Below are 26,305 nucleotides of genomic sequence, written 5' to 3'. Positions count from 1 at the left end.
TGCGAACACCGGTCAGGATCGTCGGACGCCGCGAAGGATCCCGCTGGACGCCGGTCCTAAGATAAGCCCCACACCCGTTGCAGTTCCATCACCGCGTAGGCCATCTTGCCGTCGCTGCGCGGGGCGGATTAAACCTGCGCGCGGCGGGAACTGTAACGCGGTGAGGTCTATAAAACCTCTTCAATTTTTTCTCCGGCCGGGCGCGGCTCCGCGCTGGCTTTTGTGCCCAATCACCCCCCGGATCCATGGGTCAGCAACAGCTTCTCCTGCTCGTACTGAGCCTTGTCATCGTGGCGCTCGCTGTCGTCGCCGGCCTCTTCATGTTCCAGGAGAACATGCGGAAATCGAATGCCGATGCGCTCGTGTCCGACGCCATAAACGTCGCCAATCAGGCCCAGGCCTGGAAGATCCGGCCGGCGGCGTTCGGCGGCCAGGCCGGCGCCGCGCGGGACAACATGGCCGACTTCACCGGGTTCAGCTTCGAGGCCCTCACGCTGCAGGATCCCCACGTCACGCTCAACGGCACCTTCAACTACCGGGCGGACGAACGCGGCCTCGTCATCATCGGCACCAACCAGTCGCTGGGCACCCGCGTCACCCTGACCGTGAACGGCATCAGCGACCGCGACATCGTCGCCGTGGTCTCCTCGCTCGTCGAATCGACCTCGGTCGCCGAGACGCAGCTCGACGCCGGTCAGTAACCACTCTCCTTGAATCCGCCCAGCCGGGCCATGACGCCGGCTTCGTAGAACCCGGCCAGCACCGCGCCGCCGGCGGCGATCCGCCGCACATCCAGGACGGCCGCATACCCCTCTCCCATCGGCACGTGGATCCCGGACAGGGCGTAGATGACGCCCGACACATCCGGCTGATGGTGCACGGTGAGGAGGCATCCCGACCCCGCCCACTCGTCCACCAGCGCCCCGTAGGCCTCGAGATCGGCGCCGGGGCCGAGCGATCGCACGACGAGCGGCTCCAGCTCGAATGCCTCGCAGAGCAGGGAGGCCGTCTGCCGGGCCCGCAGGTACGGACTGCAAAAAACGACGTCCGGCTTCAGTCCCCCCCGCGCCATGGCGATACCCTGCGAGGATATCAGCGCCTTTCCCTGTGCGGTCAGCGCGCGCTCGCTGTCGGGCAGTGTGGCGCGCGGCGTTTCGGCTCTGCCGTGACGCATGACGATGAGCTTCATGCCTGTGGATCCGTTTTCTAGAAATATTGGCACAACAAGGTAGGGCTTTTGCCCGGGCAAACAGTAGTATGGCGTGATTCCATGGCGCAAACATCGGCCCGACTGTCGTGCCGATCGTAGAAAAAGCGCTTCGGCGGCGCGCGCCCCGCAATGCGGCAGCCGAGACACCCCAGGTACCAGAACTAGAGCAGAGATCATGAAAATTACCGTCATAGGCGCTGGGAATGTGGGCGCCACCGCGGCCGACTGCGTGGCCCGCAAGGATATGGTGGACGAAGTCGTCCTGATCGACATCGTCGAAGGCCTTCCCCAGGGCAAGGCGCTGGACATCCAGCAGTCCGCCCCGATCCACCTCTTCGATACGCGCGTCGTCGGCACCAACCATTACAAGGATACGGCCGGCACCGACATCGCGATCATCACTGCCGGCTCGCCCCGCAAGCCGGGCATGAGCCGCGACGACCTGCTTTCGATCAACGCGCGCATCGTACGCGCCGTCACCGAGCAGCTGGTCGCCCACAGCCCGAACGCCATCCTCATCGTCGTTTCGAATCCGCTCGACGTGATGACGTACGTTGCCTACAAAAAAAGCGGCTTCCCGAGCGAACGCGTGATGGGCATGGCCGGCGTGCTGGATACGGCCCGCTACCGCGCCTTCATCGCCGCCGAACTCGGCTGCTCCGTGCGCGACATCCAGGCGCTGCTGATGGGCGGCCATGGCGACACCATGGTGCCCCTGCCCCGCTACACGACCGTCGGCGGGATCCCGCTGCCGGAGCTGATGCCGGCGGAAAAGATCGACGCGATCGTCGAACGAACGAAGTTTGGCGGCGGCGAGATCGTCAAGCTGATGGGCACCTCCGCGTGGTATGCCCCGGGCGCCGCGGCCGCCGAAATGGCGGAAGCCATCGTCAAAAATTCCGGTCGCGTCCTCCCGTGCGCGGCCATGGTCAACGGGCAGTACGGCCTGAACGACCTGTTCATCGGCGTGCCCGTCCGCCTCGGCACGGGCGGCGTGCAGAAGGTGCTCGATATCCCGCTCACCGACGCCGAACGCGCCATGCTGAACGCCTCGGCGGAAAACGTGCGCACCAACATCGAAGCACTCGAACGGCTCGACGCGCAGGGGTGAAGGGGTTCCAGGTAGCAGGTTCCAGGTTCCAGGTTGGATGAGGCAGTCCCATGACTTGCACCCGGTTGTTAACCTGGAACCTATAACCTGAAACCTGCTACCCCTTCATGTTCATCCTGCCGATCTACGCGCCGAATATATCGAAGGAACGACTGGGCGAGCTGTTGCTCGCCCAGTTGTCCGATCACCCGCATTCGGTCACGGTGGGCCAGCCCGAACGGCGCGTCGCGTTCCGGGCGCCCGATCTGGAAATCCGCCTCGACTCCGAGCGCCTGGACGACCTGCTGCCCCTTTTCGGGACGCTGCTTTTCATCGCGCGCGGGCTGGGCGGGTCCCAGTTTCAGATCGTATTCGCCGGCTTCGAGATGCGGCTCCGCAGCACGGCGATCGAGCCCCCGGAGCTGGAACGGCTCCTGATCGCCTGCCAGGGTTATGCCATCGAACAGATCGAGATCTACTGAACCCGGTGCGTGCGCGAAAAGGCGGAACGGCGATTCCGGTTCATTTTGGCAGGTGCCCTCACGAACGCAGCGTGGGGGGTATTAAAAATCCGTGAAAGTAAGCGATGCAGGAAAGGAATCGGTAAAATGCGGCGTTAAAGCCGCCGATACCGTGAAGATGGCATGCAAGCTGCCTTTCATACGTGTGTTAGACCACTTTTCTGGCGGTAAATGCCCCGAAATCAGGCCTTTATGAACAATAGCGTCATCAAGCTCAAGCGAGGATACGACATCAATCTGCTCGGTAAAGCGGAAAAAACGTTCCTCAGCATTGAGCAGCCGAAGCTTTTTGCCCTCAAACCGGGCGACATTCACGGCATTGCTCCTATCCCCAAGCTCCACGTCAAGGAAGGCGATGAAATCAAGGCAGGGCAACCCCTGTACTTCGATAAGCCGTCGCCTAATGTGCAGTACTGCGCTCCGGTGAGCGGCGAGATCGTCGAGGTGCGGCGCGGAGCCAAACGCGCGATCGAGGCGGTGGTCATGCTGGCGGACTCGACGATGGACTTCTACGACCACGGCCGGCTATCCGACCAGGCATCGCGCGAAGACATCGTGCAGTACCTCCTGAAATCGGGCGCCTGGGTGCTGATGCGCCAGCGCCCGTTTAACATTGTGCCCGATCCCACCGCCGTGCCGCGCGACATCTTTATCTCGTGCTTCGACACGGCGCCCCTGGCACCCGACTACGGGATGCTGATGAAGGGGAAGGAGACGGCGTTCCAGCAGGGGCTCCGCGTGCTCGGCAAACTGACCAGCGGCCGCGTGCATCTGGGGCTGGGACCCGGTTCGCCGGAAGTCTTCACCCGCGCGGAAGGCGTCGTCAAGCACAGCTTCGAGGGGCCGCACCCGGCCGGCAATGTCGGCGTGCACATCCATCATGTAGCGCCCATCAACAAGAGCGACGTGGTGTGGGTGCTCAAGCCGCAGGACGTGGCGATCATCGGCCGTCTCGTCGCTGAGGGCATCTACGATGCGCAGCGGACGATCGCGGTCGCCGGCGACGAACTCAAAAAAACGGGGTATTTCCAGACCCGCATCGGCGCGGCGATCAAGCCCCTCATCGAGGGCAACCTGAAAACCGACCACGTCCGCATGATTTCGGGCAACCCGCTTACCGGCACCCGGATCGCCGCCGACGGCTTCATGAGTCTGTTCGACGATCAGCTGACCGTCATCGAGGAGGGCGACAAACCGGAATTCCTCGGCTGGCTGCTGCCGTCGTACCCCCGTCCTTCCCTGTCGCGCACCTTCCTTTCGTATCTCTTCCCGAACCGGGAATTCCACGTCAACACCAACAACCACGGCGAACTGCGCGCCTACGTGATGACGGGACAGTACGAGGAAGTCTTGCCGATGGATCTGTATCCCCAGCACCTGATCAAGTCCATCATGTACCGCGACTTCGATGAGATGGAGGGGCTCGGCATCTACGAGGTGGTAGAGGAAGACCTGGCACTGTGCGAGTTCGTGTGCACTTCCAAACAACCTGTACAGGCCATCCTGCGCGAAGGGCTCGACGCCATGCGCGTGGAAGGATAACACAACCAAGTCAGGACGTCTCAGGAGACGCGCTTATGAAACTGTTCGAAAACCTTCTCGAAAAGGTACGTCCGCATTTCGAGAAAGGAGGCAAGTTAGAGAAGTACTACTACGGCTACGACGCGCTGGAGACGTTCCTCTTCGTGCCGGGCCACGCCGCCGACCCCGGCGGAACGCACATCAAGGACGGCATCGACCTGAAACGGACGATGTTCACCGTCGTGATCGCCCTGGTGCCCTGCCTGCTGTTTGGCATCTGGAACGTGGGCCACCAGCACTTTCTGGCGCTGGGGCAGCTGACCGGCGCCGGCGAAGGCTTCATGGACAAGCTGCTCTTCGGCGCGCTGAAGGTGCTGCCGATCGTGATCGTCTCCTACGGCGTCGGTCTGGGCATCGAGTTCGGCATCGCAATCGCCAAGAAACATCCCGTAAACGAGGGCTTCCTGGTTTCGGGCATGCTCATTCCGCTGGTGATGCCGCCGACGATTCCGCTGTGGATGGTCGCGCTGGCGACGGCCTTTGCGGTCGTGCTCGGCAAGGAGGCGTTCGGCGGCACGGGGATGAACATTCTCAACGTCGCCCTCACGGCGCGCGTCTTTCTGTTTTTCGCGTATCCGACCTACATGTCGGGCGACGCCGTGTGGGTCGCCGGCGACGCGTCGCAGTTCGTCGACGGCTTCTCCGGCGCGACGCCGCTGGGCGCGGGCTACCTCGACGGCATGGCCGGCCTCGCCGCGGTGAAACATGTGACGTACGACCTGACGAGCTTCATCACAGGCACGATCCCGGGCTCCATCGGCGAGACGTCCGCGATCGCCATCGGCATCGGCGCGCTGATCCTCCTGGTGACGGGCATCGGCAGCTGGCGGATCATGGCGAGCGTGCTCGCCGGCGCGTACGTGACCGCCGTCGTCTTCTCGCTGACGGGCATCGCCCCCTACCACGGCGTGCCGCCCCACTACCACATTTTCATGGGCAGCATGCTCTTCGCCACGGTGTTCATGGCGACCGACCCGGTGACGGCGGCGCAGACCACCCGGGGCAAATACATCTACGGACTGCTGATCGGCGTTTTCGGCATGATCATCCGCGTGCTCAACCCGGCCTATCCTGAAGGCTGGATGCTCGCGATTCTGCTGATGAACGTGTTCGCGCCGACCATCGATCACATCGTCGTCCAGGGCAATATCAAACGGAGGCTCAGCCGTGCACTCAAATAGCTATACGTTTCTCTACGCGTTAGGCGTGACGGCCCTCGTGGCGGTCGCCCTCGCGCTCGCCGCTACGGGGCTACGCCCGCTCCAGGAGGCGAACGAAGCGCAGGCGAAGCGCATCGCCATCCTGCAGAGCGTCATGGATGTCAATCCTGCGACCGCCGAAGCCGACTACAACCAGTACATCGAGGAAGTCGTCGTCAACGCCTCGGGCGATGTCGTGCCGGGCGCCAGCGCCTTCGCGCTCGATATTAAAAAGGAGTCAAAGAAGGATCCGGCGGAACGCCAGCTCCCGATCTTCATCTATAAGAACGGAGATCGCACGAACTACATCGTGCCGCTGCAGGGAAATGGCCTCTGGGGGCCGATCAGCGCGTTCCTGGCCCTCGACGAGGACCTGAACACCGTGCACGGCGTGGTTTTCGGACACGAAAAGGAAACGCCGGGCCTGGGCGCCGAGATCACCGACAGCAAGTTCGAGCAGCGGTACAACGGCAAGCAACTGTTTGACGACGCGGGCACGCTCCAGTCGATCCGCGTGCTCAAAGGTTCGGGGCACGACACCTCCAACCAGCCGCACGCCGTCGACGGCCTGTCGGGCGCCACGATGACGTCGAACGGTGTAACTCGGATGTTCGCGAACGAACTGAAGAACTACGCCCCTTATTTCAAAAAAGTCAGATCGTAGGGTAGCAGTCTATGAGTACGGAAACGGCCACCGCTCCGGCGGAGCTTAAACCAATCGAACCGAAGGAGCCGCTCTTCTCCAAGAAGAACCGCCGGCTCCTCACGGATCCGTTCAACGACAACAACCCGATCACCGTCCAGATTCTGGGCGTATGTTCGGCGCTCGCCGTGACGACGCAGATGAAGTCGGCCTTCGTCATGGCGCTTTCGGTGACGGTGGTCGTCGGGCTTTCCAACCTGACGATTTCCCTGATCCGCAACACGATCCCCTCGCGCATCCGCATGATCGTCCAGTTGACCGTCATCGCGGCGCTGGTGGTGCTGGTGGACCAGGTCCTGAAAGCCTACGTGTACGACATCAGCCGGCAGCTCTCGGTCTACATCGGCCTCATCATCACGAACTGCATCGTGATGGGCCGGCTCGAGGCGTTCGCCATGGCCAACCGGCCCTGGCCCTCGCTGCTGGACGGCCTGGGCAACGGCGTCGGGTACGGCGCGATCCTGCTCGTCGTGGCCTTCTTCCGTGAACTCTTCGGATCGGGCTCGCTCTTCGGATTCCAGCTGATCCCGCAGGCGTTCTACGATATGGGTTACGTGAACAACGGCGTGATGCTCACGTCCGCCGCGGCCATGTTCATCATCGGGATCATCATCTGGGTCCAGCGATCCGTCAACGCCAAGCTCGTCGACGTTTCCTGACTCACTATCGCCCATTCTTGGACCTCATTTCGTTATGGATCTGGTCAATATCTTTATACGATCTGCCTTCATCGAGAACATGATCCTCGCCTACTTCCTGGGGATGTGCTCGTTTCTGGCGGTTTCCAAAAGCGTGAAGACGGCTTTCGGCCTCGGTCTGGCGGTCATCTTCGTACTCGGCATCACCGTGCCGATCAACTGGCTGGTTGATACGTTCCTGCTCAAGGAAGGCGCGCTCGGCGCGTTCTCCGAGTCGCTGGCGAGCGTCGACCTCTCGTTCCTCCAGTTCATCGTCTTCATCGCGGTCATCGCCTCGATGGTGCAGCTGGTGGAGATCATCGTCGAGCGGTTTTTCCCGGCGCTGTATACGTCGCTGGGCATCTTCCTCCCGCTCATCACGGTGAACTGCTCGATCCTCGGCGGTGCGCTGTTCATGGTCGAACGCGAGTATACGTTTACGGAATCGGCTGTTTTCGGCATCGGCGCCGGCTTCGGCTTTTTCCTGGCCATCGTCGCCATCGCGGCGATTCGCGAACGGCTCCGCTACGCCCACATCCCCGCCCCGCTGCGCGGCCTGGGCATTGCGTTCATCATCACCGGCCTGATGGGCATCGCGTTCATGAGCTTCGCCGGCATCCAATTGTAATCAGCAACACCTACTGAGTCATGGATTTACTCAACCTCCTACCGGTCGCCCTCGCCAGTGTCGGCGCGTTCGTCGCCGTCATCCTGGTGCTGGTCGGTCTGCTCATCCTGGCGAAAGAGAAGCTGATGCCCTCGGGCGACGTCACCCTCGTGATCAACGGCGACGACGAGCACGCCCTGAAGATCAAGCCGGGCACCTCGCTGCTCTCCACGCTGGCCGAACAGACGATCTTCCTGCCGTCGGCCTGCGGCGGCGGCGGCACGTGCGCCATGTGCCGTTGCCAGGTGCTCGAAGGCGGCGGCGATGTGCTGCCGACCGAGATGAACCACCTCAGCCGCAAGGAAGCCCAGGAAAACTGGCGCCTCGCCTGCCAGGTGAAGGTGAAGCAGGACATGAAGATTCGGGTGCCCGAAGAGATCTTCGGCATCAAGAAATGGGAATGCACCGTCGTCAGCAACGACAACGTCGCGACCTTCATCAAGGAGTTCGTCGTCCGGCTGCCCGAGGGTGAGACGCTCCATTTCGAATCCGGCGGCTACATCCAGATCGACGTCCCCCCCATCGAGATCGAGTTCAAGGACATGGTCGTCCAGGAACGCTTCCGCGAGGACTGGGACAAGTTCAATCTGTGGACGCTGAAGATGAAGAACGACGAACCCATCTTCCGCGCGTACTCCATGGCCAACCATCCGGCAGAGGGCAACATCATCATGCTCAACATCCGGATCGCGACGCCTCCCTGGGACCGCGCCAAGAACCAATGGATGGACGTCAACCCCGGCATCTGCTCCTCGTTCGTCTTTTCGCGCAAACCGGGCGACAAGGTGACGATCTCGGGTCCGTATGGCGAGTTCTTCATCAAGGAAACGAACAAAGAGATGGTGTACATCGGCGGCGGCGCCGGCATGGCCCCGCTCCGCTCGCACATCTTCCACCTCTTCCACACGCTCAAGACGGACCGCAAGGTATCCTACTGGTACGGCGGCCGCTCGACGCGCGAACTGTTCTATACGGATCATTTCCGGGACATCGAAGAGAAATTCCCCAACTTCTCCTACCACATCGCGCTCTCCGAGCCGTTGCCGTCGGATAACTGGACCGGCCCGGTCGGGTTCATCCATCAGGTCGTGCTGAACGAGTACCTCAGCAAACATCCTGAACCGGAAGAGATCGAGTATTACCTCTGCGGCCCGCCGCTCATGCTCAAGGCCGTCATGAACATGCTCGACAACCTCGGGGTGCCGTCCAGCAACATCGCGTTCGACGACTTCGGTTGATCGAAGCCATCGTATAACGGGTATCGAAAGGGTCGACGGTGTCGACCCTTTCGTTTTTTTATCTTGTGCGATCCCAACCCGACCGCGCCATCCCCATGATTCGCTACGCCATCCTCCTCGCCGGCCTCTGCTTCATCCACGCCTGCGCGCCCGCGCCTGCGCCCGCACCGTTGATCGAACTGACGGGACGCACGATGGGCACCACCTACAGCATCCGCTACGCCGGCCCGGCCGAGCGCCAGGAACGCGACCACGCCGGCATCGACTCGCTCCTTGCGGCCGTCAACCAGTCACTCTCGACGTACATCCCCACGTCGACGATCTCCCGGCTCAACAGCTCGAACGATACCAGCGCCCCCTTCCCTATCGACGCGCATTTCCGGCGCGTATTCGTGGCCTCCCGCTCGATCTACGAGGCCACAAACGGCGCCTTCAATCCAGCCGTCGGGCCGCTGGTGGAGGCCTGGGGGTTTGGACCCGAGCGCCGGCAATCCATGTCCCGCGAGCACGTCGACTCCCTGCTCGCGCTCGTCCGCTTCGACGCCTTCCAGCTCACCCCCGACTCGCTGCATGTGCGGAAGGCGATCCCGAACGCGCATCTCGACTTCAGCGCCATCGCGAAGGGCTACGGCGTGGATGAAGTCGGACGGTATCTAGACGCCCGGGGCGTGACCAGCTATTTCGTGGAGATCGGCGGCGAAGTGGTCGTGCGCGGACGGCATCCGGCCGGCCGGCCCTGGCGCGTGGGCATCGATCGCCCGGAAGAGGATGCCGCGGAACGGACGCTGCAGACGGTGGTGCTGCTCGAAGACGCCGGCATGGCCACGTCCGGCAATTATCGGAATTTCTACGTCCTCGACGGGCAAAAATATGCCCACACGATCGATCCCACGACGGGTTATCCGGCGCGCAGCACGCTGCTCAGCGCGACGATCGTGGCGGCGGACTGCATGACGGCGGACGGCTACGCGACGGCAGCCATGGTGATGGGCGATAGCGCGCTCGCGTTCCTGGAGTCGCGCAATGAACTGGAAGGGTATCTGGTGACGGCCGGGGCGGACACCGCGTTTGTCGAACACATGACGAGCGGCTTCGCGCCGCTTATCGCCCCGAACGCGCCCTGAGGGCGATCAGTTGGTCTCGAGCTGGCAGGGTTCGTCGACCTTCTTGCCGCACACCGTGCATTCGCCCAACTCGTTCTTGAGATACGGGTTGTTGCTGCTGCAGGTGCCTTTGAATTCGCCGTCCTTGACGAGCAGAATGCGCGTCGCGATCATCGCGAACGCAAGCCCCATAACGACGACACTAGCGAGAACGGTAGCCATAACGACGGATTGGATTGGTGATGATGGTCTAAAGACCGACCGTTCGTTATGTTTCGACCGGCGGATGTTACACGTTAACCGCCGGCGTCGCCTTGTCACTCGAAGCCAGGAAGCAGATCGCCGCGCCGGCGAAGAGGACCAGCCGCACGAAAAGGAGCTCGGCCCCTTCGAGGGGCAGCCACGCCGAGGCCTGGACGACAACCAGCAGCAGGGCCAGTCCGAAGACAAAATACGTCGCCTGGCCGCGATGCGGTTTACGCCCGATGGCCGCATGGGGCGCGGCTGCCGGGGAAGGCGAGGCGACGGCCCGGTGCTGCGGCGCCGCTGCCGCCGGCCGGCCCGCCGGCTTGCGGGTTTTGAACCGGATCTGGGGCGATAAGGCCGACGAAGCGACCGGAAACGAGTTGAGCGAATACGCGGTGTCGATCATGGGGGACCACAGATGAAGAATGAACCCTGTACGCTTGAATATGCGCAGGGCATTCCTTCAAACCGTCATCCGCGATGCATCGAATCAGCGCGGGGATGGGGGGATGGGGGGTGCGGGATGCTAGATGCGGGGTGCGGGATGGTGGGGACGGGATGCAGGATGCAGGATGCAAGATCTTGGGATGCGCTATTCAGCCGTCCGGGCACAACCAACATCCTGCCCGTATCCTGTATCTACCCTCCCGCATCCAATCCCACCCTCACTTAAACACATCGATCAGGTGCGTGTACTTCAGCGTGAGGCTGCGGTTGATCAGGTCGCCGAAGCCGTACAGGAGGTAGTCGTCGTTCGCGAGATCGAGTCCGCTCGCCTGGTTGAAGACCAGGAAGAGCCCGGTATTGGACGATTGCAGCCAGCCGAACCGCACGTTGGCGGACCACACTTCCGCCTGGTCGTTGTACTGGAGCAGGCTCTGCAGGAAAATGCGGGGGGTGAAGGCGTAGCTCAGGCGCGTCCGCAGCAGGTTGCTCGTGAAGTCGCCGGCCGGCAGGCTCACATCGTTGCGCTGGAGCGCGAACTCCGAGTTGAACCGATTGCCGATGCGGAGGCGAAGCGTCGTCGTGCTTGAGAGGCGCGATCCGCCGAAGAAGCCGCCGGCGTTTACGCGTTCCTCGAGGCTCACCTTCTTGCTCTCGTTGGTCATGAAGACCAGCTGCGTCTCCGCCCAGTTGTAGGTGTCGGCCGGCACGGCCACGCCTCCCAGCTCAAAATCCTCGCGCACCCCTTCCTTCCGCACGTTCATGCCGGTGTGGATCTCGATGCCGCTTCGCCATTCCCAGTGGCTGTCGACATGCAGATACCCGGTTTCCTGAAACCCGTCCGTGAAGCCCCAGTAGCCGCGGTAGTTGACGTGGGGGCGGATCTCGAGGAGTCCGAGCAGGTCATCCGGGCGGATGCGATTGAACACGAGCCCGTTGATCTTGCGGTAGCTCTGCCGTGCCAGGAAGCCGACCTCGGGGTTAAATTCGTCGGCCACTTCGCTGTACTGGAGGGTAAGCAAAAAAGCTTCGGTGTTGCGCTGGGCAGAGACATCGAACGCATGCTGCGCGCCGTCCAGATGCGGCGAAAACGTGCGCGCCACGTAGGCCGTGACCTCCGTGTTCTCCCCGATCCCCACTTTCCCATCGACCGCCAGCAGCCGGTTGTAGGGGTTGTCGATACCGCTGGCGAGGGACGTCCGCCCTTCGCGATTCACGAGCATGAAGCCGACGGACGAGCGGTTTTTCAGCTTCTGCTCCACGCGCGCGACCCCGAAGTTGTTCGACTCCGTCACGCCTTCTAGCGCCTCGGTCTGCATGTTGAGAAAACCCACGCTCGTGCGCCCGATGCTGCCCGACATCCTCGCGCCGCCGATGATCGGCACCGTTTCGCCCTCGCTTCCGATGCCGATGCGGCGGGAGAAGAAGAGCTCCACGTCGCTTCCGGTCTGCGCCGTGCCGTCCGAGTTGATGGAAAACAGGCCGGCGTTTTCGAGAAAAAACGGTCTTTTTTCAGGGAAGAAGAGCGAGAAGCGGTCGAGATTGATCTGCTGCTCGTCCACCTCCACCTGGGCGAAGTCGGTGTTGTAGGTGAGGTCCAGCGCCATGCTGGGCGTCAGGCTGTATTTGGCGTCCACGCCGAAGTCGCCCATGTTGCCGCCGGCGTCGCCGATGCGGTCCACGCTGGTCTGCCCGAGCACGTACGGCATGATCTTGAGATTGCGCGGGTTGGGGACTTCGAGCCCTTCGAGCGTGCCGGCGCGGGAGACGCGGTACAGGTTGAACTGGCGCGGGAGTTTGGACCAGTACGCGATCTCGTTGTTGTGGCGGATCGTACGCTGGAAGTTGACGCCCCACGACTGCACGGCTTTTTTCGGGAAGCGGAGCGTGCGGAAGGGGATCGCGAACTCGGCGCTCCAACCATAGTCGCCCATTTCGGTGCTCACATCCCACGCGCCGTCCCAGTTCACATTGAGCCCTCCCATGGAGCCGGCCTGCTGCCCGGTGAAGCCGAACTGGCCGGAGCCTTCATTGGCGATCTGCGCGTCGTACTCGATACCGGCCGGACTCGTCCCGAAAACGAAGCCGTTTTGGGTGTCCATGTAGGTATCGAGGACGAACTGGAAGCTGTCGATGCCCTGGAGGTCGCCGTCGCGGCGGGCATCCGAAACGATGATCTGGTGCGCATCCTGGTGGTAGCACACCACGCCGACATAAAAATACTGGTCGTCGAACGCCACCTTGACGACGGTCCGCTCGGTCGCCGGATCCCCTTCGTCGGGCGTGGTCTGCCAGAACCGTTCAATCGCGGGGAGCGCCGCCCAGGCGGGGTCGTTCAGGACGTCGCCGTCGAGCGCCGGCGCCGTGGCGATGCGGGTGGCCTGGGCCACGGGAGGTGCGTAGCGCGCCTCCGCCCGATCGGACGGACTGGGTTGGGCGAGAACGGTGAGCGGGGGCAGGGTGGCCGCAAGGACCAGCACGACGAGCGCACGTGAAATACTCGGCACGGGGTATTCTCCGGTAAGATGCAGGGGTAAACCGGAGAATAATAGCTCAGGAAGTTGTTAAAAGTGTAAAATGAGACCTTACGGGGCCACATTCCACACGGTCACAACGGCTCGGGGCGCAGGCCGTAGCCATTGATCGCTTCCTCGCCCTTCACGCAGAGCAGGGAAAGAAAGAGGTACAGATTATAGACGGGCACCAGAATGAGGACGAGGTGCCAGGCGGAGCGGTCCATGTCGTGGAGCCGGCGGATGGCGGCCGCCACCAGGCTCAGCGTGGCGAGCGAGGCGACGGCAAGGAGCGCGGTGAGAGCGGAATGACCGAGCCCCAGCGCATCCTGGAAGCCGAAGGCCAGCAGCGTGCCGACGAGCACGCCGGCCGTGGCCAGATACCGGTTCAGATAGGCTTCGCGGCCGAGACGGCCCTTGATGGTGTACAGTTCTCGCAGCATGACGGCTTCCGTGGGATGGGGTGTAACGTCCTTCCCAACATACGCCGGCCCCGCCGGCGCGGAGGACGCCCCGGGTGCCGAATGGCTACTCCCTCCGTTCCAGATCGTACTGCTCCCCCCGGACCCCCGCGCCCGTGGCATCGCACGGCGACGTGCGGTATACTGCGGGACGTTTTCCTGAACCAACCGACACGACCCTATGCATCGCGACGACCTGATCAGCCGGCTCACCGACCGCTCGGAAACGTGGGACATGCTCATCGTCGGCGGAGGCGCCACCGGACTCGGCGCGGCGATCGAATCCGCCTCCCGGGGATACAATACCCTGCTGGTGGAGCAGCACGACTTTGCCAAAGGAACGTCGAGCCGGAGCACGAAGCTCGTCCATGGCGGGGTGCGGTATCTGCAGCAGGGCAACATCTCGCTGGTGGTGGAGGCCTTGCGCGAGCGGGGCCGGCTGCTGCGCAACGCTCCGCATCTGGTGCACAACCTGCCGTTCGTCGTGCCGAACTACGACTGGTGGGAAGGGCCCTTTTACGGCATCGGCCTGAAGATCTACGACATGCTCGCCGGCAAAGAAGGCTTCGGCCCCTCGCGCTTTCTGTCCCGCGAGGAGACGCTCCGGCGCATCCCCACCATCGAGCCGGACGGACTCCGCGGCGGCACGATCTACCACGACGGCCAGTTCGACGATTCGCGGCTCGCGATCACGATGGCGCGCACCGCGGTTGATCTCGGCGCGGCGGTCCTCAATTACGTGGAGGTGACCGGCCTGATCAAGGAAAACGATCAAGTGAAGGGCGTACGGCTGCGCGACCGGGAAGCCGGCACGGAGCACGAGATCCGGGCGAAGGTGGTGATCAATGCGACGGGCGTCTTCAGCGACGGCGTCCGCCGGATGGACGACGCCGACGCTGCGCCGATCATCCAGCCGAGCCAGGGCGTGCATATCGTGCTCGACCGGTCGTTCCTCCCCGGCGACAGCGCGATCATGGTGCCCCACACCGACGACGGCCGCGTGCTCTTCGCCATCCCCTGGCACGAACGCACCGTCATCGGGACGACGGACACGCCGATGACAGACGCCTCCCTCGAGCCGCGGCCACTGGCCGACGAACTCGCCTTTCTGCTCGAACACGCCAAGCGGTATCTCACCAAAGACCCCGAGCCCTCCGATGTGCTCAGCTGCTTCGCCGGCCTGCGGCCGCTCGTTCGCTCCGCGGGAGAAGGAACGACGGCGGAGCTGTCGCGGGACCACACGCTCCAGATATCGCGTTCGGGTCTCGTGACGATCACTGGCGGGAAATGGACCACCTACCGCAAGATGGCGGAAGACACCGTCGACCACGCCGCCGTCATTGCCCAGCTCGAGGACCGGCCCACGGTGACGCCCTCCCTCCACCTGCACGGCTGGCACGAATACAGCGAAACGTTCGGGCCGCTGGCGCACTACGGCGCCGACGCGCCCGCACTGCGCACCCTGTGCAAGGAAACGCCGGAAGGTCAGGGCCTGCTGCATCCCAATCTCCCCTATCAGAAAGGCGAAGTGCTCTGGGCCGCGCGACACGAGATGGCGCGCAGCGTCGAGGATGTGCTCGCCCGCCGGACAAGGGCGCTCCTGCTGGATGCCCGCGCGAGCATCGCCTGTGCCCCGGACGTGGCGCGCCTGCTCGCCGGCGTACTGCACCGGGATGAACGCTGGCAACAGGAACAGGTGCGCGCCTATCAGGAGATGGCGATGGGGTACGTGCACCCCGGCTGACGCCGGGGCGTTCGAGGTGTGAGGTTCGAGGTTTAAGGGGGCGCCTTCGCCTGCCCGGTCATGCGAAGGCGTTTTCGCGTTGCAGGACGCGGTTTAGCATGTCGCACAGGGCGCGGAGCGTGAAGGTGCGCTTGATGAACCCGTCGAAGCCGGCGTTGAAGAGCCGGCGTTCGGTCTCGGAATCCAGGCAGCAGACGGACGCGACGACGGGCGTGCGTCGGCCGGCGCGGTCTTCCAGGCGCAAGGCTTGCAGCGCATCGATGGCCGGCTGTTCGCAGCCCTCGTCGATGCCCATGAACACGAGCTGATACGGGAAGGCGCGGAGGAGATCGGTCACCCGATCGTGGTGCCGGACCACGGTCAAGTTGTAGGCCTGGGAAAGGAATAGCTCCAGGAGTTCGGACGTCTCCTGGTTCTGCTCCACGACGAGGAGCGACGGCAGATGAAGCCGACCGAATAAGGAGTCAGGCTCGAAAGGAGCAGGCTGGACGGAACGCATCGGCCCTTCCGCGGATGCGGCGAACGCATCGGGATGTAGATGTTTCATGACAGAGGGATGTAACGCTTCCTGGCCGAAGGAACGTCAAAGGGGCTCGAATATACGTTCACACAAAAATCTAAAACAACCTTTTCCCGTGTGATTCCAGAAGCGTTACAAGTCAGGACAGAAGATGACAAGGATCGGACAAACTAAACGCCGCGAAACAGATCGAGAAGGGGTGATCTTGATATGATGTGGTGTCGCGGAGTGTGTGAATTTACAGCGAGTATTAAAACAGGTTCCTGTCGTTTGAAAATTTGATAGAAAATAACGAGGCGGCTTGCCGGCGCACGCCTCAATCCGGCTTCTCGAACACCATGAAGTGCTGCTGGGGAAGGATGTCCTTCGTCTCGCGCCACCGGAGGCCCACCGCGCGCATCTCCTTGATGGCCTGATCCTCGGACATGCGGCGTACGGCGCTGACGGGTACGGTAGGATCCTCGCCCCGGTATTCGACGAGCACAAAGCGTCCGCCCGGTTTGAGGGCCTCCACCACGTGCTCCATCATCTCGCGCGGATGGGAAAACTCGTGGTAGGACACCACGATGAGGGCGAGGTCCACGCTGCCGGCCGGCAGGTTGGGGCTCATGGCGGTCCCCTGCACGGTCTCGATGTTCGTAACCCCCTCCTCTTTCATCCGCTCGCGGATGGTTTCGAGCATGGCGGGCTGGATATCCACCGCATACACCTTTCCCTCGGGCACCTGGGCGGCCATCCGAAACGTGAAATACCCCGTGCCGGCCCCGATATCGGCCACGATCTCCGCCGGCGCCAGCTCCAGCGCCTGGATCAGCCGGGTAGGAAATTCCTCCGCCTCCCGCCCGGGCCGTTCGAGCCACTCCGTGACGTCCGGCGTGTCGCCGCTGCGCGCGACCTCGCGGCCGAGGTAAAACCGGCCGCTGCCTTCAGGGGATTGCGGCGCGCCGTCGGTGTAATAACCGGCGGTGGGGTCGGGCTCATCGGATTCCGGCTGCGTAGCGCAACCCGCCGGCCAGAGGGCGCCCGCGAGCACGAGGAAAGCACACATGCGTGAGATCGAACCGGTAGCGATGGGCATAGGCGTGGATGGGGTGACGGGAACGCCCGTTTCTGTGCCGCGGGACAACACCTGTACCGGCACGTCTTTCAGGCCGCGATGGTTCCTGTTAACGATTTTTTACCTTGGCATCCTTCGGGCGTGCGATCTATATTAGAGCCGACTTTTTATCCGTCCGAGGCGCCCCCGCAGGAGAGGCGCTTCCCCCACGTTTTCCCCGCTCGTGCCTGATGATGCGTACCCTGGCATTCGCCGGTCTGTTTATCGCCGGTCTCGCCGCAACCCATCCCGTACTGGGCCAGGGCGCGCCGTTTGAGGAGGTCGTTGTAAACGTCGGCAACATGGGGCTGACGATCACGAACGCCGGCTTCATCGGCCAGTCGAACATCCGCAACAATCCCGCCGGCGCGCCCTCGTTCGAATACCCGATCGATTCCGGCGTCGAGCATCTGTTCGAAGCCGGCCTGTGGATCGGCGTCGTGCGGAGCGACGGCGTCGTCTCCGTTCGCACGGGAGCGCAGACGGCCTCCGGCGGATACCGCCCCGGGGCCGCCGGTTACGAAATGGCGCAGTTCTCCCCCATCATCGAACGATCGACCCTGCCCGAATCCGAGGCGTTTTCCGGCAGCGCCATCAGCCATCAGGACTTCTACACCAGCTTCGTCGATACCGCCGCGGTGCTCCCCGGCACGTCCATCCCGACGCCGGACGTATCCGGGCAGGTGGGCGCCCTCGTCGCCCAGCAGACGCACGCCTGGAATTTCCCGTTTACCGAGTACTTCACGATCGTGAACTTCGATATCGTGAACATCGGCAACGCGCCGTGGGACAGCGTCTATGTAGGCCTCTTCCACGACCTCGTCGTCCGCAACGTCAATACCACGACGGAGAACGGCAGCGCCTTTTTCAACAAAGGCGGGCTGGGGTATCTGGAGGACCAGTTCACCTCGTACGCCTTTAACGCCGGCGGCACCGAAGAATCGATCAACACCTACGGCGCCGTCGCCTTCCTCGGCGCCGAATGGACGGACACGCGCACGGGACTGCGGCGGTTCTTCCACCCGAATGTGGCCGACGAATACCTCCGGGACGGCCTACCGGCACCGTCGTACAACCCGCGCTTCTGGCTTTTCAGCGGCGGCGTGAACGAATTCGCCGTGCCGACGAGCGACATCGACAAGTACCGGTTCATGGCCGAACCCTATCCGAACCCCGTCAACTATCCTACTACGACCGAACTCGAGGACGCGATCGACGCCTGGAAGACCCGCCTGCGCACGGACGGGCAGACATCCAACGGCAACTGGATCGGGCTCTCCTCAATCGGTCCGTTCGTGGGGGTCGCTCCCGGCGACACGCTCCAGGCCACCTTCGCCTTCGTGGCCGCGCTCAAGCCCGAAGAGTTTCAGGGCCAGGGCGGCAAAGGCATCGACAACGACGTGAGCCGCGCCTTTCTCCGCAACAACATCCTGTGGGCGCAGCGCACGTACGCCGGCGAGGACAACAACCTGAACGGGATCCTCGAACCCCAGGAAGACGCCAACCAGAACGGCCGGCTCGACCGGTATCTCATCCCCGAGCCGCCGGCGTCGCCGCGGCTTCGCGTCGAGTTCGAGGGGTTCGACAATCCGGACACGGGCCGGCAGGAAAGCCGCACCGTCCTGTACTGGGACCGGCGCGCCGAGGAGTCGGTCGACCCCGTTACGGGGCTGAAGGACTTTGAGGGGTACCGCCTGTACCGCAGCAACCCCGGCGACGACATTTCGGGCAACATCCTGAACCGCGCCACCCTGATCGCGCAGCACGACCGCCCGGGCAACCGCACCGGGTTCAATAACGGATTCGACGCCGTGGCCCTCGACGCCCCGGTGACGTTCGACGGCGACCCGACCGAATACTGGTACCGGTTCGAGGCGGAAAATCTGCTGAGCGGCTGGCAGTACCTCTTTACGCTGACGGCGTTTGACGAAGGCGATCCCGATGCCGGCCTCGAGTCGTTCGAGTCCTCCCGCACCGCCAACGCCGTGCGCATTTTCCCGGGCACGCCGGCCTCGGCGGAGAACCGGAAGGTGGGCGTCTACCCGAACCCGTACCGGGTGAACGCCGCCTGGGACGGCGGCTCCTCGCGCACCCGGAAGCTCAACTTCTACAACCTCCCGCCTCGCGCCGAGATCAGGATCTATACGCTGGCCGGCGAGATCGTGGCCACGCTCGATCACGACAGCGCGACGTACGTCGGCGACACCCGCTGGTACGCGAACCTGAGCGCCGACAACCGCATCCTCCCGGGAGGCGAACACTCCTGGGATATTCTTTCGGAGAACGGCCTCAATATCTCGGCCGGCCTGTATCTTTTTTCGGTGCGCGACCTCGATTCCGGCGACACCCAGCAGGGCAAGTTCGTCATCATCAAGTGAGGCGCTCCACGACTATTACTCAACACAGCAAACGCTCTATCCACGCCATCAAACGAGGTAGTTTATGTTAAAACGAGGTACCATTACGCTATGGGTACTGGTCAGCATGATGCTGGCCGGGCAGGCGATCGCCCAGCCCATGCAGGTCACCATCCGAGATATCAACGCGATCCCGCAAAACCAGGTCGACCAGCTCAACGCCGGCGGCGCCACGCTGACGTCGCAGGACATCCAGCCGCTCGTGCTGAACGACCTGCAAGGCGTCGAAGTCCAGTTCGTCGCCGTCGTGCTCAGCGATCCGCTTTCGTCCGGCCTTGGCACGCCGCAAGATGATCAGGGCGGCAACCCGGACCGTGTGCATGTGTTCGTCCGCGACACGTCCGCCGTGTCGATGGGCTATGACGGCATGGGCTTGCAGCTTGCGGATGGTTCGTACCTGACCACGGGCCTCATCAACGTCACCGTCGGCGACGTTATCAAGGTGACCGGCACCGCGTCGGCCTTCACCGGCTCGGGGGGTAACTCCCAGCAGGTAGGCCCGTCCACGATCGAAGTACTGGGATCCTACAGCGATCTCGGGCTCCCCGATTCGTTGCTCGATCCGGTCGTCATCACGACGGCGGATGCGAACCGGAGCATCAACGATGAAGGTGGCGTCCAGGTCAACTGGGACAACCTGGCGTCGCTGAACGGTCAGTATGTACGCCTGGAAGGGGCCTCCATCACGGTCCGCGACATCAGCAGCGAGCGCCCGAACTGGCTCGTATCGTCCGACGGCGGCGAAACGGTCTTCAACTTCTACGATGTGTCGCTGCGTTACCGCAACGACCGCCGCAACTCGTACCCGTCGAACTTTAACGTACGGACGAGCCAGGACGGCAACTTCGTCCCGCCGCCTCCGGGCGCGGCCGTCAATCTTCAGGGTTTCATCCTGTATCAGGGCGACGACCCGTTTGGCCGCGGCGTGCCGGGCGGGGCGATCCTCAGCATCGCTCCGATCGAAGATGCCGATCTCGTGATCACCGAAAGCCCGCCAATCTTCTCGGGCGTCACCGGACCGACGAGCGTGCCGGATGGCAGTGAAGACGTCACGATCTCGGTCGGCGTTGACGCCGACCCGACGCGTACGCTGACCTCTGTTGTCTGCACGTACACGTCGACGGCGGATGGTATGGAAACGATGATCGAAGCGACCCTTGAGGGCGAAGCGTACGTTTGCGTCATTCCGGCCCAGCCCGATGGTGCGTTCGTGACCTACACGGTGAGCGCGACGGACAGTCAGGATGCTACGACGGTGACCGACCCGGCGCAGTACCGTACGCTCGTGGACGGCATCAACGAGATCTCGGACATCCAGCTGACCGCCGATGAAGGACCGGGCAACAGCCCGTTCGCCGGCCTGACCACACCGATGGCCGTCACCGGCATCGTCGTGAGCGACCCCGCCACCTCCGGCCGGATCGTCATCCAGGACAACGCCGATCTGGCGGGCTGGTCGGGCATCTTCATCAACGGCGATGCCGCCGCGTTCAGCAAGGGCGATGTCGTGACGATCACTGAGGCGGAAATCCGCGAGAACTTCGGTGTCACCGAGCTGCGGAACGCCGTGTTCACGGTGGACGGCACCGACACGCCGTACGACTACAAGGTCGTCCCGACGACGGCCGTGAAGGACGCGGCCGTCGCCGAGGCGCATGAAGGCATGATGCTCCGGTTCGAGGATGTCATCATGGGCCCGAACCCGGATGCGCCGAGCGACTTCGGCGAGTGGAGCTTCGCCACGGTCGGCACGGAAGACTTCATCCGCGCCGACGACGCGTCCAGCGCCGTGCCCTCGACGACCAACGACGACTTCATCGAAGGCGGCCTCCACGAGTTCATGCAGGGCATCTGGTGGTTCTCGTTCAGCAACTACAAGCTGATCCCCGAATCGCCGGCCGACATCGGCGCGCTCACCAACGTGGCGACCGAAGACGAGACGATCCCAGGCAGCTTCGCCCTGCACCAGAACTTCCCGAACCCGTTCAACCCGACCACCAGCATCCGCTTCGACGTGCCGCAGGCCGGCCACGTCAGCCTGGAGGTGTTCGACCTGATCGGCCGGAAGGTGCAGACCCTGGTTGACGGCACCCTGGCCGCCGGCCAGCACAGCGTGTCCTTCAGCGCGGGCGAACTCCCGAGCGGCATGTACCTCTACCGGCTGACCGCCGGCAGCGACGTGCAGACGCGCAAGATGGTTCTCCTGAAGTAAACGACACCCGATGGATGGAGGCCGCGGACCCGCTCCGCGGCCTCCCCCATCTTTCTGATCTGTCTTTCATGGCTCTCCCCTGCCGATACGCATCGCTGCTGCTCCTCTTCGTCGCCGTCCTCGCCGTCGGCTGCGACACAGGCTTTGCCGGCGACGCCTTCGACAACGAACCGCCGGAAACCGCGATGAGCGTGCGCGACACGTCGCTCGTCGACAACATCCTCGACTCCGAGCGGCTTTCGAGCACCGTGCTCGTGTCGTGGAGCGGCGACGACCCCGACGGCTTCGTGGCGTCGTACGAAGTCCGCTTCTATCCCCTCTCCGAGCCGCCGGCCACGCCCGACGCCGGCTGGGTGCGCACCACGCGTACCGACTCGCTGATCCTCCTCCCCATCCCGCCGGGCAACAAAATCGCCAACGTGGCCTTCGAGGTGCGCGCCATCGACAATGAGTCGCTGGCCGACCCCACCCCGGCCCGCACCGTCTTCCCGATCGAAAACGCGCCGCCGTCGATCCGCCTCCTGACGTTCGACCTCCCGCCGGATACGACCTTCCAGGTCTTTTCACTCGGCTGGGACGTGAGCGACCCCGAGGGCATCGAGAACATTTCCCGGATCGAGGTCTCCCTCAACGACAGCACGAACTTCGTCGGCGTGCCGGCCGAATTCGACTTCATCACGCTGATCGGCGACGTCGACATCGAAGACGACACGCAGACGACCACCGACGCCCGCATCTACCTCGGTCGCGGCTTCCAGTCGTCCGAGCTGCGCCTCCCCAACCTCCTGCTCGATGCGACCAACACGATCTATGTGCGCGCCGTCGACCTGACCGACACCACGAGTACGCTGGAGCGCTACACGTGGCACGTCAAGAAGCAGCGCAGCGACATCCTGTACGTGAACGACTGGCGGAAGAGCAACGCGCCGATCCTCCAGCGTTTCCACATGGATCTGCTCCGGTCGCACCTTCCGGAAGGCGCCCCGATCGACGTCTGGGATATAACGGTGCCCTTTGTGACCGGCGCCGCCGGCAACGTGCCGCGTTCCGAACTCCTCCCGAACAACGCGGTGCCGACGCTGCAGCAGACGCTCGCGCTCTACAAACACATCTACTGGGTAGCGACCAACACGACCAACAGCACCCAGCGCAACAACTTCCCGTTTGCGGTGGCCGTGCTGGACGAGTTTTTCGACAACGGCGGCACCATCATCGTCCATTCCCCGGTGACGCTGCCGCCCGACCCGGAGGACAACCTCGGTAACCCGGCGATCCTGCTGCTGCCGATGAACAATTTGATCACGTTCCCGGACACGCTGCGGCAGCAGCTGCGGCTGCGCCCCGGCACGTCGGTCACGCCGGTCAACACGCCGGCCGGCGCCAGCGAGCCGCTGCCGGCGCTCACCTTCACGTCGTTCGACATCAACTCGCTGCCGTACATCGTGGCCGGCACCAACGCGATCCCGCTCTACGAGGCCGGCTTTACCTACGTCAGCACGTCGAACACGCAGGGCGCCTGGACGGGCCCCTCCACGATCGCGTCGATCAGCGCCGACCGGCGCATCGCCCTCTTCGCCATCCCGCTCATCAACGAACAGACGGGCGCGCCCATCCTGGTCGGGGCGGACGGCGCGGAGGACGGCGGACGGCGCGCGATTTCGCTCATGCTCGAAAGTCTCGGTTTCCCCAAACGCTAATGCGAAGCAGCCGTTGAAAACGCATTCGTACATACCCGGTCCATCCACGAGCCGGCGCGGTCGCATCCTGCTTCTCGCGCTCGGGTTGCTGGTGGGCACGGCATCCCAGGCACTGGCCCAGGGATCGATTCGCGGCACCGTCATCGACGCCGGCTCGAAAGAGCCGCTCGTGGGCGTGAACGTCATCGTCGTCGGCACCACACTCGGCGCGGCGTCGGATCTGGACGGCGGTTATGTCATCCCCAACCTGCGCCCGGGCGAATATTCCGTCCGCTTCTCCATCATCGGGTTTGAGACGAAGCAATTCACCGGCATCCGCGTGGCCGACGGACAGGCGACCGAACTGAGCACGGAGCTGTCGGAAGCGATCCTGTCGACCGACGAAGAGATCGTGATCATCGGCGAGAAGCCGCTGCTGGACGTGGAGCAGTCGTCGAGCACGGCGACCGTGTCCCAGGAACAGCTGCAGGCGGCGCCGCTGCGCGACGTGCAGGCCGTCGTGGCGACGCAGGCCGGCGTGACGCGCGACCCCACCGGCCTCTACATCCGCGGCGGCCGGGCGGACGAGACCGGGTTTATCGTGGACGGCGTCTCGGCGAAAGATCCGCTCGCCGGCACCGGCTTCGGGCTGGATATCGGTTCGAACGCCTTCAGCCAGGTTGAAGTCACCACCGGCGGCATCGGCGCGGAGTTCGGGGATGTGACGTCGGGCGTCGTGTCCGTCGAAACCCAGGAGGGCGGCGACCGCTTCGCCGGCTTCTTCTCGCACAAGCGCGACAACCTCGGCGACCTGAACGAGACGTGGGACGCCAACTTCAAGGAAGAACTCTACGAGTTCAACCTCGGCGGCCCGCTGGTGCGCGGCAAGCTCCGCTTCTTCACCACCGGCCAGGTGCAGATTTCGGACGGCTTCACCCGCGAGACCGCGACGCCGGAAATCCTGCGCTCGTCGACGGTGGATTCGGACTTCTTCACGCCCCGTACGGGCAACCGCTGGAACGGGCTGCTCAAGCTCACCTACGAGGTCGCCCCGGGCAAGAAGATCCAGGGTGCCTACTCGCGTTCGCTGACGATCAACCAGAACACCCGCATGCTCCAGGTGACGGGCAACGAGGCCGTGATCCAGCCGGGATTCCAGTATGCGTTCATCGCACAGCCGGATAACGCGAACACGTACACGCACGACAACATCATCGCGTACCTGAAGTGGTCGCACGTGCTCAACACCCAGTCGTTTTACGACGTGCAGGTGAGCCGGCTCTTCACGACCCTCCGCGCCGACGCAAACGGCCGGCCGTGGCGCCCGACGAACGTCGACACCGAGCTGGACCCCGAGAGCATCGTCACCTATCCCGCCACCCTGTTCGTCGACGCCGACGGCAACCCGATCGACCCGGACGCCCTCTTCGTCCTCCCCGGGCCGGGGCTTTTCAACAACGGCGGCATCGCGACGCGCTTCCACGACCATTTCGCGGAGGAATGGACCGTGCGCGGCACGTACACGCGCCTGTCGGCCAACAAAAACAACCGGCTCAACGGCGGCCTCGAGTGGAAGGTCAACGATTACCAGTGGATCGACATCGTGCGTCCCTGGGTGGGCGCCCCGATCGGCGACAGCGACGCCGGCTCGCAGACCAACCGCCTCGGCGAAAGCTCGGACATCTGGCGGGTGAAGCCCCAGCGCGGGGCGTTTTTCCTCACCCAGCAGATCCGGTACCGCGGCCTCATCGCCAACCTCGGCGCGCGTCTCGAATACTGGGCGCCCGGCAAGTATGTGGACGACCTGATCGACGACCCGCTGGCTCCGATCCTCGCCGGCGTGCGCGAGGACTACAAGGACGAAACGGTCAAGATGCTCGGGCTCCGCTACAAGGTCCGCCTCCTGCCCAAGGTCCGCGTCTCGTTCCCGATCCAGGAGAACCGCGTCCTCTTCTTCAACTACGGGCACTCGACCAAAATCCCGCACCCGACCTTCGTCTACACCGGGCTCGATCCCTTCTTCCAGGACCGCTCCTTCTTCGCCGATCTCGGCAACCCGAACCTGAATCCGGAGGTCGACATCTCCTACGAACTGGGGCTCCGCAACCAGTTCTCCAGCAACGACGTGTTCAACATCACGGCGTTCTGGCGCGACAAGTTCGACTTCATCACCATCGAAAACGTCATCGTGCCGGACGCCACCGGCCGCGACGTCACCCGCGCCTTCCGCGTCAACGGCGACTTCGCCCGCATCCGCGGCCTCGAGGCCAGCTACCTGAAACGCTTCGGCGACTGGTTCACCGGGCAGCTTTCCGGCTCCTTCTCGCGCGCGACCGGCCTCAGTTCGACCAACAACGACGCGCTCGCCCAGTTTCTGGCGCGCGGCGACATCGAAAACACGTTCGAGACGCCGCTGGCGTGGGACCGCCCGCTCGACATGAAGGCCAGCGTGACGTTCTCCTACGACGAGCCCGAGCCGCTCATGGGCATCCCCGGCATCAACCGGTTCAAGGTGTACCTCGCGTCCACGTTCCGAAGCGGCCAGCGCTATACCCCGGTCGAGTTCAAGGGCCGGCAGATCAATCCGTTCACCGGTGCGCAGGACTGGCGGCCGATTTACGAGGAGTCCCAAGACCCCGCCGAGCGCTATTCGAAGATCGGCTCGCCGTGGTGGTGGTTCGACCTGAACATCCAGCGGGCCGTGCCGCTCGGGAAATCGGATCTGATGATGACCCTCGAGGTCACCAACCTGTTTAATCAGCTGAACAGCATCATCGTGAACCCGGTGACGGGCAAGGGCTACGAGCCGCTCGACACGCGGAACACCAACTTTGCCGCGCTCCGGGAGGACCGCAGCCTCGATGTCCCGGTCGGCGTGCGCGATCCGCGTTTCGAGGATCCGTTCACGTCCGGCCTGCCGCCGTTCAACCCGGCCCGATTCCTGGCGCAGCGCCACATCATGTTTGGCCTGTCATACCGATTCTAGC

Annotated in this window: 22 protein-coding genes; 15 read left to right on the top strand and 7 right to left on the bottom strand. The window is 63.7% G+C overall.

All coding sequences use genetic code 11. The features are described from left to right. Positions 1–245: 245 nt before the first annotated feature. The gene (locus tag R2834_10785) at positions 246–701 is read left to right on the top strand and encodes a hypothetical protein (GenBank protein MEZ4700805.1); all 456 of its coding nucleotides are present in this window, start codon (positions 246–248) and stop codon (positions 699–701) included. Here R2834_10785 and R2834_10780 read toward each other — a convergent pair. Continuing rightward, on the bottom strand, positions 695–1,189 hold the full coding sequence (locus tag R2834_10780) for a histidine phosphatase family protein (protein ID MEZ4700804.1): 495 nt from the start codon (positions 1,187–1,189) through the stop codon (positions 695–697). The two genes, R2834_10785 and R2834_10780, sit on opposite strands and share 7 nt — an antisense overlap. Before the next feature lie 196 nt (positions 1,190–1,385). On the opposite strand from R2834_10780, the gene mdh reads away from it, so the two are divergent. From mdh to R2834_10735, 9 genes are all read left to right on the top strand, one after another. After that, positions 1,386–2,321, top strand: a complete 936-nt coding sequence (mdh, locus tag R2834_10775; protein ID MEZ4700803.1) for a malate dehydrogenase — start codon at positions 1,386–1,388, stop codon at positions 2,319–2,321. A gap of 107 nt (positions 2,322–2,428) precedes the next feature. After that, positions 2,429–2,782 (top strand): hypothetical protein, encoded by a 354-nt coding sequence (locus R2834_10770; protein MEZ4700802.1) that lies wholly within the window; start codon positions 2,429–2,431, stop codon positions 2,780–2,782. A 210-nt stretch (positions 2,783–2,992) separates the two neighbouring features. Then, positions 2,993–4,363 (top strand): Na(+)-translocating NADH-quinone reductase subunit A, encoded by a 1,371-nt coding sequence (locus R2834_10765; GenBank protein MEZ4700801.1) that lies wholly within the window; start codon positions 2,993–2,995, stop codon positions 4,361–4,363. A 35-nt stretch (positions 4,364–4,398) separates the two neighbouring features. Beyond that, positions 4,399–5,583, top strand: a complete 1,185-nt coding sequence (locus R2834_10760) for an NADH:ubiquinone reductase (Na(+)-transporting) subunit B (protein ID MEZ4700800.1) — start codon at positions 4,399–4,401, stop codon at positions 5,581–5,583. Then, positions 5,570–6,265, top strand: a complete 696-nt coding sequence (nqrC, locus tag R2834_10755) for an NADH:ubiquinone reductase (Na(+)-transporting) subunit C (GenBank protein MEZ4700799.1) — start codon at positions 5,570–5,572, stop codon at positions 6,263–6,265. The genes R2834_10760 and nqrC overlap by 14 nt, the downstream gene beginning before the upstream one ends. 11 nt (positions 6,266–6,276) lie before the next feature. Continuing rightward, the gene (locus R2834_10750; protein MEZ4700798.1) at positions 6,277–6,963 is read left to right on the top strand and encodes an NADH:ubiquinone reductase (Na(+)-transporting) subunit D; all 687 of its coding nucleotides are present in this window, start codon (positions 6,277–6,279) and stop codon (positions 6,961–6,963) included. A 34-nt stretch (positions 6,964–6,997) separates the two neighbouring features. Beyond that, entirely contained in the window at positions 6,998–7,609 is a 612-nt protein-coding gene (gene nqrE / locus R2834_10745; protein MEZ4700797.1) for an NADH:ubiquinone reductase (Na(+)-transporting) subunit E, read from the top strand. 20 nt (positions 7,610–7,629) lie between these two features. After that, positions 7,630–8,886 carry an NADH:ubiquinone reductase (Na(+)-transporting) subunit F gene (gene nqrF, locus R2834_10740; GenBank protein ID MEZ4700796.1) on the top strand — a complete coding sequence of 419 codons (1,257 nt, stop codon included), beginning with the start codon at positions 7,630–7,632 and terminating at the stop codon, positions 8,884–8,886. A 95-nt stretch (positions 8,887–8,981) separates the two neighbouring features. Then, a complete protein-coding gene (locus tag R2834_10735) occupies positions 8,982–10,010 on the top strand; it encodes an FAD:protein FMN transferase (protein ID MEZ4700795.1) in 1,029 nt (342 codons plus the stop codon). Between the two features lie 6 nt (positions 10,011–10,016). Here the strand turns inward: R2834_10735 and R2834_10730 are convergent, their stop codons facing one another. The 4 genes from R2834_10730 to R2834_10715 all read right to left on the bottom strand — a co-directional run bounded on the left by R2834_10730 (position 10,017) and on the right by R2834_10715 (position 13,635). Continuing rightward, complete coding sequence (locus R2834_10730; protein ID MEZ4700794.1) at positions 10,017–10,211, bottom strand: hypothetical protein; 195 nt, start codon at positions 10,209–10,211, stop codon at positions 10,017–10,019. Positions 10,212–10,278: 67 nt separating this feature from the next. Further along, positions 10,279–10,641 carry a hypothetical protein gene (locus R2834_10725; protein MEZ4700793.1) on the bottom strand — a complete coding sequence of 121 codons (363 nt, stop codon included), beginning with the start codon at positions 10,639–10,641 and terminating at the stop codon, positions 10,279–10,281. Between the two features lie 259 nt (positions 10,642–10,900). Beyond that, a complete protein-coding gene (locus tag R2834_10720; GenBank protein ID MEZ4700792.1) occupies positions 10,901–13,186 on the bottom strand; it encodes a DUF5916 domain-containing protein in 2,286 nt (761 codons plus the stop codon). Between the two features lie 101 nt (positions 13,187–13,287). Further along, positions 13,288–13,635, bottom strand: coding sequence for a DUF805 domain-containing protein (locus R2834_10715; GenBank protein MEZ4700791.1), 348 nt, complete (start codon positions 13,633–13,635; stop codon positions 13,288–13,290). Positions 13,636–13,834: 199 nt separating this feature from the next. Here R2834_10715 and R2834_10710 point away from each other — a divergent pair, with 199 nt between their 5' ends. Further along, positions 13,835–15,397 (top strand): glycerol-3-phosphate dehydrogenase/oxidase, encoded by a 1,563-nt coding sequence (locus R2834_10710; GenBank protein ID MEZ4700790.1) that lies wholly within the window; start codon positions 13,835–13,837, stop codon positions 15,395–15,397. A 58-nt stretch (positions 15,398–15,455) separates the two neighbouring features. Here the strand turns inward: R2834_10710 and R2834_10705 are convergent, their stop codons facing one another. After that, complete coding sequence (locus R2834_10705) at positions 15,456–15,944, bottom strand: hypothetical protein (GenBank protein MEZ4700789.1); 489 nt, start codon at positions 15,942–15,944, stop codon at positions 15,456–15,458. 289 nt (positions 15,945–16,233) lie between these two features. Beyond that, positions 16,234–16,995 (bottom strand): class I SAM-dependent methyltransferase, encoded by a 762-nt coding sequence (locus R2834_10700; GenBank protein MEZ4700788.1) that lies wholly within the window; start codon positions 16,993–16,995, stop codon positions 16,234–16,236. A gap of 209 nt (positions 16,996–17,204) precedes the next feature. Here R2834_10700 and R2834_10695 point away from each other — a divergent pair, with 209 nt between their 5' ends. The 4 genes from R2834_10695 (at position 17,205) to R2834_10680 (ending at position 26,304) form a co-directional block, all read left to right on the top strand. After that, entirely contained in the window at positions 17,205–19,391 is a 2,187-nt protein-coding gene (locus R2834_10695) for a hypothetical protein (GenBank protein MEZ4700787.1), read from the top strand. A gap of 64 nt (positions 19,392–19,455) precedes the next feature. Beyond that, a complete protein-coding gene (locus R2834_10690; protein ID MEZ4700786.1) occupies positions 19,456–21,642 on the top strand; it encodes a T9SS type A sorting domain-containing protein in 2,187 nt (728 codons plus the stop codon). Positions 21,643–21,710: 68 nt separating this feature from the next. Further along, the gene (locus R2834_10685) at positions 21,711–23,339 is read left to right on the top strand and encodes a hypothetical protein (protein MEZ4700785.1); all 1,629 of its coding nucleotides are present in this window, start codon (positions 21,711–21,713) and stop codon (positions 23,337–23,339) included. 13 nt (positions 23,340–23,352) lie between these two features. After that, the gene (locus tag R2834_10680; GenBank protein ID MEZ4700784.1) at positions 23,353–26,304 is read left to right on the top strand and encodes a TonB-dependent receptor; all 2,952 of its coding nucleotides are present in this window, start codon (positions 23,353–23,355) and stop codon (positions 26,302–26,304) included. The last annotated feature ends 1 nt before the right edge of the window (position 26,305 follow it).

The organism is Rhodothermales bacterium (assembly GCA_041391505.1).
Taxonomy (GTDB): domain Bacteria; phylum Bacteroidota; class Rhodothermia; order Rhodothermales; family JAHQVL01; genus JAWKNW01.
Note: the sequence above shows the minus strand (reverse complement) of the source record. Positions and strands in the feature narration are given on the sequence as shown.